This is a genomic window from Carboxydocella sp. JDF658, assembly GCF_002049395.1.
Lineage (GTDB): Bacteria > Bacillota.
On sequence record NZ_BDLR01000247.1, the window covers coordinates 1 to 201 of the forward strand.

Here is a 201-nt window from a genome sequence, read left to right on the forward strand (position 1 = left end):
TGACGGGGGCCCGCACAAGCGGTGGAGCATGTGGTTTAATTCGAAGCAACACGAAGAACCTTACCAGGGCTTGACATATGGATGACAGCTGCAGAGATGTAGCGTTCTTGGCTTCGGTCAAGACATCCATACAGGTGGTGCATGGTTGTCGTCAGCTCGTGTCGTGAGATGTTGGGTTAAGTCCCGCAACGAGCGCAACCC

Annotated in this window: 1 rRNA gene; it reads left to right on the top strand. The window is 54.2% G+C overall.

The window, feature by feature from the left end:
* Positions 1-201, top strand: a 16S ribosomal RNA gene (locus JDF658_RS14000); the annotation flags it as partial.